This window comes from Streptomyces sp. AV19, assembly GCF_015999245.1.
In the GTDB taxonomy this organism is placed as follows: Bacteria; Actinomycetota; Actinomycetes; order Streptomycetales; family Streptomycetaceae; genus Streptomyces.
Genome location: NZ_JAEAMR010000003.1, coordinates 823358 through 830266 on the forward strand (window position 1 = coordinate 823358; position 6909 = coordinate 830266).

8 protein-coding genes are annotated in these 6909 nt (G+C 73.8%); 4 read left to right on the top strand and 4 right to left on the bottom strand.

The features are described 5' to 3' along the window. Nucleotides 1-154: 154 nt before the first annotated feature. Together I5Q34_RS03835 and I5Q34_RS03840 are read right to left on the bottom strand one after the other, a co-directional pair. Nucleotides 155-613, bottom strand: a complete 459-nt coding sequence (locus I5Q34_RS03835) for a hypothetical protein (protein WP_199890621.1) — start codon at nt 611-613, stop codon at nt 155-157. 92 nt (nt 614-705) lie between these two features. Then, a complete protein-coding gene (locus I5Q34_RS03840; protein WP_199890622.1) occupies nt 706-1299 on the bottom strand; it encodes a hypothetical protein in 594 nt (197 codons plus the stop codon). A 202-nt stretch (nt 1300-1501) separates the two neighbouring features. Between I5Q34_RS03840 and I5Q34_RS03845 the strand changes: the two genes are divergently transcribed. Both I5Q34_RS03845 and I5Q34_RS03850 read left to right on the top strand, forming a co-directional pair. Then, nucleotides 1502-2806 (top strand): multidrug effflux MFS transporter, encoded by a 1305-nt coding sequence (locus tag I5Q34_RS03845; protein WP_199890623.1) that lies wholly within the window; start codon nt 1502-1504, stop codon nt 2804-2806. A gap of 204 nt (nt 2807-3010) precedes the next feature. Then, complete coding sequence (locus tag I5Q34_RS03850; RefSeq protein WP_199890624.1) at nt 3011-4036, top strand: small ribosomal subunit Rsm22 family protein; 1026 nt, start codon at nt 3011-3013, stop codon at nt 4034-4036. A gap of 86 nt (nt 4037-4122) precedes the next feature. Here I5Q34_RS03850 and ddaH read toward each other — a convergent pair whose 3' ends face one another. Together ddaH and I5Q34_RS03860 are read right to left on the bottom strand one after the other, a co-directional pair. Then, nucleotides 4123-4947 (bottom strand): dimethylargininase, encoded by an 825-nt coding sequence (gene ddaH / locus I5Q34_RS03855; protein WP_347343464.1) that lies wholly within the window; start codon nt 4945-4947, stop codon nt 4123-4125. 115 nt (nt 4948-5062) lie between these two features. After that, nucleotides 5063-5245: a DUF6243 family protein gene (locus tag I5Q34_RS03860; protein ID WP_199890625.1), complete on the bottom strand. Its 183-nt coding sequence runs from the start codon at nt 5243-5245 to the stop codon at nt 5063-5065. 143 nt (nt 5246-5388) lie between these two features. On the opposite strand from I5Q34_RS03860, the gene I5Q34_RS03865 reads away from it, so the two are divergent. Both I5Q34_RS03865 and I5Q34_RS03870 read left to right on the top strand, forming a co-directional pair. Then, nucleotides 5389-6012, top strand: coding sequence for a TetR/AcrR family transcriptional regulator (locus I5Q34_RS03865; protein WP_199890626.1), 624 nt, complete (start codon nt 5389-5391; stop codon nt 6010-6012). A 101-nt stretch (nt 6013-6113) separates the two neighbouring features. After that, nucleotides 6114-6851 (top strand): bifunctional DNA primase/polymerase, encoded by a 738-nt coding sequence (locus tag I5Q34_RS03870; protein WP_199890627.1) that lies wholly within the window; start codon nt 6114-6116, stop codon nt 6849-6851. Nucleotides 6852-6909 lie beyond the last annotated feature (58 nt).

A 6909-nucleotide genomic window follows, 5' to 3' on the forward strand; every position in this document is an offset into this window, starting at 1 on the left:
GGGGCACCCAGCCCGTCTGGGGGCCGCCCCCTCCGGGGAGCTTGAGGACAACCGCCCGGAGCGCGGTTGCCGCCCCCCGGCGCGGAGCACCGCCCACCCCCCCCCGCAGAGCGCGGCCGGCGGCCGGGGCAAGAGCAGAAGCGTTACGCCCGCGTCAGCGCACCGTGACGACGAACGGCGCCGACACCGCCCCGCCCCCCACCACCCGGAGCGTGTTCTTGCCCTTGACCCCGAGCTTCACACGCATCGAGTACGTGGCGTTCTTGTTGACCGTGACCTTCGCCGGGAGGGCCGTCCACTTGGCGCCCTTCTGCTGCTGGAGGGTCACCGTGGTGCCCGGCTTGATGCCGGTGGCCTTGCCGCTGACGCGGAACTCCTGCCACGCCTTGACGGACTTGGCGCTCGCCTGCGCGGTGAGGGCGGCCTTCACCGGCTTGGGCGTCGGCTTCGGCGCCGGCTTGGCGGCGGCGGTCTTGTGGGCGGTGGCGGTGGCGGTGGCGGTGGCGGTGGCGGTGGCGGGAGCCGGGGCCGCGGCGAAGGCGGTGGCGGCGCCGCCGGCGACCAGGCCGGCCGTCAGGACGCCGGAGACAGCAAGGCGGTGTGCGCGGTTCATTACGTATTCCTCCCTTATAGGCCCGTTGTGGGGGCTTCATCGAAGAACACGTAAAAGGGGCGACGACGGTTGCAGGTGTGTCGAACGGATTTTCAGGACGAGAACGCGAAGTTGGAGTGATTGGTCGCGAGCCGGACGCCGTCCGGCCCGTAGGCCGTCACCTGGATCTGCCAGCGGACGGTGGGATTGGCGACGGTGATCAGCGGGTGCCAGTTGGTGACGTCCCACCCCAGGGCCGGGGAGCGGACGGTGCTGTCGCTACTGATGGACTGCTTGGTGGCGTCGTTGTACGTGCGCCAAGTGATGTACACGGTACGGCCCTTGAGGCCGGTGAAGGTCACGTTCACCTGGACCCGGGTGAACCCCGGCCTCTCCTGCCCCTGGGAGAGCACGCTGACGACGGTGGCCGAGACGCGCGGGGTGGTGGGAACCGGCGTGGTGGGGCGCGGAGTCGTCGGGGGCGGGGACGGGGGCGTGGCCGGCGGGGACGACGACGGGCCGGAACTCGTCGGTCCCGCGAGGCTCGGGGGAGGGGTCACGTTCGGCGGCGGGTCCGACTTGAGCATCAGCGGCAGCAGCACCCCCAGGAGCCCGGCCAGACCGGCGGTCGCCCACCACAGCCGCATGTGCGACCAGAACCGGGCGCCGGGCGGGACCGGCGGATCGGGTGGTTCCCCTGGGCTCATCGCCGTCCCCCTCGGTATGGCCCCGGCATGTGCCCGGGTGTGCGGGCGTGACCGGACGCTACTCCCGGAATCAGCCATTCGGGGAGGCGTATGAGGCGCACCAGGGGGCGTGTGTATCCGGCCAAGCGCCCCGGAAGGGGACGGAGCACGGGTTCACGCATGCCACCATTAGTAGATAGTTGTACTAACCATGGAGTGATGCATGAAGGAGCCCGTCCCCACGACCGCCCCGACCACGTCCCCGTCCCCGCACGGCACCGCCGCCGCCCGGCCCGCCCCGGAGCCCCCGGGCCCCGGCCGCCGTGCCGCCCTCTTCGTCACGCTCACCCTCGGCGGCCTGACCGCGACGGCGCCGCTGTCGATGGACATGTACCTCCCGGCGCTGCCCGAAGTGACGGACTCGCTGGGGAGTCCCGCCGCGACCGTGCAGCTCACCCTCACCGCCTGCCTCATGGGCATGGCGCTGGGGCAGCTCGTGGTCGGACCGATGAGCGACAAGTGGGGACGCCGCCGTCCGCTGCTCGTCGGCATGGTGGTCTACGTCGTCGCCACCGCGCTGTGCGCGCTGGCCCCCACCACCGGGCTGCTGATCGCGTTCCGCCTGGCCCAGGGCCTGGCCGGGGCGGCCGGCATCGTCATCGCCCGGGCCGTGGTGCGGGACCTCTACGACGGCGTGGCGATGGCCCGCTTCTTCTCCACGCTGATGCTGATCTCCGGCGTCGCCCCCGTCGTCGCCCCGCTCGTCGGCGGCCAGTTGCTGCGGCTGACCGACTGGCGCGGGATCTTCGTCGTGCTCGCCGTGATCGGCGTCGCGCTCACGCTCCTCGTCCAGTTCTTCCTGCACGAGACGCTGCCGCCCGAGCGGCGCCACGCCGGCGGCCTGGGGGAGGCGCTGCGCTCGATGCGCGGCCTGCTCGCGGACCGGGTCTTCGCCGGCTACATGCTCTCCGGCGGCTTCGCGTTCGCCGCGCTGTTCGCCTACATATCGGCCTCGCCGTTCGTCATCCAGGACATCTACGGGGCCTCGCCGCAGACCTTCAGCCTGCTGTTCGGCCTGAACTCCATCGGCCTGGTCGTCGTCGGCCAGATCAACGGCAAGGTGCTGATCGGCCGTTTCAGCCTCGACAAGGCCCTGGGCTGGGGCCTGGCCGTGATCACCCTCGCGGCGGCGGCGCTGGTGGTGCTGACCTCCGGCGTCCTGGGCGAGCCGGGGCTGGCGCCGGTGGCCGCCGGGCTCTTCGTCCTGATGTCGGCCATGGGTCTGGCCATGCCCAACACCAACGCCCAGGCCCTGATGCGCTCGCGCGACGCGGCCGGTTCGGCGTCGGCACTGCTGGGCACGTCCACGTATCTGCTGGGCGCGATCGCCTCGCCGCTCGTCGGGATCGCCGGCGAGCACACGGCGGTGCCGATGGCCGTGGTGCAGCTGGGCTGCGCGGTGGCGGCGGTGCTGTGCTTCGTGCTGATGTGCCGGCGGGGTGCTGCGCGCGGGGTCGCTGCGCGCTGACGGAGCGGGGGCGCGTGGTGTCGGCGCCGCACCGGTACGTCGCGGGCCGACGCAGCGCCCGGCTCCGCCCGCCGCCGGACGGACCCGGATCGACGGGCGCGTCGGGGCCGGCCGGGCGTGACGGACGTGCCGGACCATTGGCCGCGCCCCGCGTCGCCGCCCGCCCCGCGAGATCCCCCGCCCCCGCCCCGTAAAATCCACCCAATGCACGCCCCCGAGAACCCCCCGCCGACCGGCGAGAACCTCCGCGCCGCGCTCGCCGGACTGCTCGACGGCCTGCCGCCCCGGCAGGCGGCCCAGGCCGTCGAGCGGCTGATCGCCAACTACCGGGGGCGCACCCCCACCGACGCGCCGGTGCTGCGCGACCGCTCCGACGTGGCCGCGTACGCCGCCTACCGCATGCCCGCCACCTTCGAGGCGGTGCGCTCCGCCCTGGCGGCCTTCCGCGGCCGGCTCCCCGACTGGACGCCCGCCTCGCACGTGGACATCGGCGGCGGCACCGGCGCCGCGACCTGGGCGGTCGCCGCCGCCTGGCCCGACGACGAGCGCACGACCACCGTCCTGGACTGGGCGGAGCCCGCCCTCGCGCTGGGCGGCGAGCTGGCCCGCTCCGCCGCCTCCCCGGCGCTGCGCGCCGCCCGCTGGCGGCGGCAGGCGATCGGCGCCGGCCTGGAGATCCCCGAGGGCACGGACCTGGTCACGGTCTCCTACGTGCTCGGCGAGCTGACCCCCGCCGACCGGGCCGCGGTCGTCGCGCAGGCGGCCCGCGCCCGGGGCGCGCTGATCGTCGAGCCGGGCACCCCCGAGGGCTACCTGCGGATCATCGAGGCGCGGGAGAGGCTGATCGAGGCCGGCTTCACGGTCGTCGCGCCGTGCCCGCACAACGCGGCCTGCCCGATCGTGCCGGGCACGGACTGGTGCCACTTCTCGGCCCGGGTCAGCCGGTCGTCCCTGCACCGGCAGGTCAAGGGCGGGTCGTTGGCGTACGAGGACGAGAAGTTCTCCTACGTGGCCGCCGTGCGGCAGGACGTGCCGGGGGATGTGCCGGGGGACGGCGCCCCCGCCCGCGTCGTCCGCCGCCCCCAGATCCGCAAGGGCCAGGTGCTGCTGGACCTGTGCACCCCCGAGGACGGCCTGACCCGGGAGACCGTGACCAAGCGGCACGGCGCGCTCTACCGCGCGGCGCGGGACACCGGCTGGGGCGACGCCTGGCCGCCCGCCGAGGACTGAACGGACCGTCGGGGCGGGGTGGTTGAGCCGCTCTCCGCCGAACCGGCCGTGGGCGGCGTGGTGATGGCCGCGCCGCCCCGGGCGGATCACTGCTCGCGCAGCTCCTGCGTGCAGCACTTCACGCTGCCGCCCCCCTTGAGCAGCTCCCCCAGATCCATCCCGACCGGCTCGAAGCCGCGCTCCCGCAGCGGCGCGAAGAGCCCCACCGCCGCCTGCGGCAGCAGTACGTGGCGCCCGTCGCTGACCGCGTTGAGGCCGAGCGCCGACGCGTCCTCCTCGCTCGCGATCAGCGCGTCGGGGAAGAGGCGCGCCAGGACGGCCCGGCTGCCGGGGGAGAAGGCGCCGGGGTAGTACATGACCTCGTCGCCGTCGAGGACGCACAGCGCGGTGTCGAGGTGGTAGTAGCGGGGATCGACGAGGTCGAGGCCGATGACCGGACGCCCGAAGTACTCCTGTGCCTCGGGGTGCGAGAGGGGACTGCTGCGGAAGCCCCGGCCGGCCAGCAGCCAGGAGTCGGTGACGGCGAAGTCGCCCTCGCCCTCGTTGATGTGCTCGGGCTCGCGCACCTCGTCGTAGCCGTGGGCGCGGAACCACGCGCGGTGCACGTCCGCCTCGGCGGCGCGCTGCGGGTGGGCGAAGCGGGCGCCCAGCACCCTGCCCCGGACGACGGTCGCGCCGTTGGCGGCGAAGACCATGTCGGGCAGATCCGGGCGGGGTTCGAGCTCCTCGACGGTGTGGCCGAGGGAGCGGTAGCGGTCGCGGAGGTCTTCCCACTGTGTGAGGGCGAGCGGCAGATCGACGGGCTTGGCCGGGTCCATCCAGGGGTTGATCGAGTAGGTGACCTTGAAGTGGGCGGGAGGGCACATCAGGAAGCGGCGGGATCTCGCCGTGCGTGGTGCTGCGGTACGCAAGTCGCGCTCCTCACGGTGGTGTTGGGCACGTACGCGCCGAGCGTACGTGCCCAAATCGTCCACGCGGAGCGGTCTTCGCGCATGCACCGTACGGGTGGTTTGAACCGCGGCCCGGTCACACGTCGGTGGTCCCGGTCCGCCCTTCCCGCAGAGTGCGCAGCAGTTCCCGCTTCTGCGCGAGCGGATCGGCGCCCCGGCCGCCCGCCGGGCCGCCCTTGCCGCCGCCGCGGAGGGCGGTGCGGGAGAGGTTGCGACGGGTGCCGCCGACGCCGAGCAGATTGCCGTTTCCCCGGGTCATGAGGGGTCTCCTTCCGACGGGTGTCACTCCGGCGAGACGGGCCGTCTCGCCGGACAGGAACTATTACGGCACGAGACGGTTCGTCTTGTCAACGGTTAATGAGACGAACCGTCTCGCCTCGTGGAGGCGCTACCCTGCTGCCCATGGCCACCAAGAACCCCAAGCCGCAGCCCGACCACACCCGTCGCAGCGAGCGCTCCCGTCGCGCGATCCTGGACGCCGCCCTCGCCCTCAGCGGGGAGTCCGGCTACCAGCGGCTCACCATCGAGGCCATCGCCGCCCGCGCCGGGGTCGGCAAGCAGACCATCTACCGCTGGTGGCCCTCCAAGGCCGCCGTCCTGCTCGACGCCTTCATCGCCCTCGGCGAGGAGGCCGCCGAGGGCGAGACCGAGCTCCCTGACACCGGGGACCTGGAGGCCGACCTCAAGCTCGTCGTCCGCGCCACCGTCGACGAGCTCAACAGCCCCCGCTACGACGCCCCTTCGCGCGCCCTCGCCGCCGAGAGCGTCGTCAACCCGGAGCTGTGCGCCCAGTTCACCCAGCGCGTCCTGGAGCCCCAGCTCCAGCTCTACGTCCGGCGGCTGCGCGCCGCCCAGGAGGCCGGGCAGGCCGACCCGGACGCCGACCCGCGCATCGCCCTGGAACTGATCGTCGGCCCGCTCGCCCACCGCTGGATGCTGCGCACCCTGCCGCTGACCCACGAGTACGCCGACGCCGTCGTCGAGCTCGCCCTGCGCGGCATCGCCCCGCGCCGGGCCTCCCGCTGAGCTCCGTGTCACACCCCCGGATGCGTCCGGCGGTCACGCCGGGCCCGGGATGGTGGCAGCATTGACCGAAGACCGCGGTCGAGGTCGAAGTGAGGGGATAGATGGAACGCAAGAGCCGGTTCTCCCAGTGGCTGCGCCGCCCCAGGAGCGGGTCGGGCGGCGATGCGGCTGCGGGGGCGGCCACCGGGGCCGCCCGCGAGGAACTGCTCCTGGCCGCGGCCGCCGCGGGATTCCCCCTGGCCCCCGCCGCGCACCCCTCCGGCTACGGCTGTTCCTGCGAACGCATCGGCTGTCCCACGCCGGGCCGGCACCCCGTCTCCTTCGCCTGGCAGACGCTCGCCACGACCGACCCCGAGAAGGTCACCAAGTGGCTGCGGGCCCAGCCGGAGGCGAACTTCGTCACGGCCACCGGGATGGCCCACGACGTGCTCGACGTGCCCGTCGAGGCCGGGCGCTCCGCCCTGGACCGGCTGACCGCCGCCGGCGTCGAGGTCGGCCCCGTGGCCACCGTCGCCCCCGACCGCATGCTCTTCTTCACCGCGACGCGGGGCACTCCCGACGACGAGGACGAGTGGTGGCCCTGCGAGCTGGACTGCCATCCGGAGACGCTCGACGAGCATCCGGGGCTGCGGTGGCATTGCCGGGGCAGTTATGTGCTGTTGCCGCCGTCGCGGCTGCCGGGGGACGACGCGTCGTCGTATGTCGCCTGGCTGCGGGGCCCGGAGCGGCCGCTCCCCGACCCGCTGACGCTGCTGGAGACGCTCACGGACGCGTGTGCGCAGTACGCCGGGGACAGCCCGGATCAGGAGCACCATGCGGCGTGGCCGATGGGCCGGTGAGGCTTGCCCCCGGCCCTCCCCCAGAGGGGGCACCCCCATTTCACCGTTTCTTCCGGGG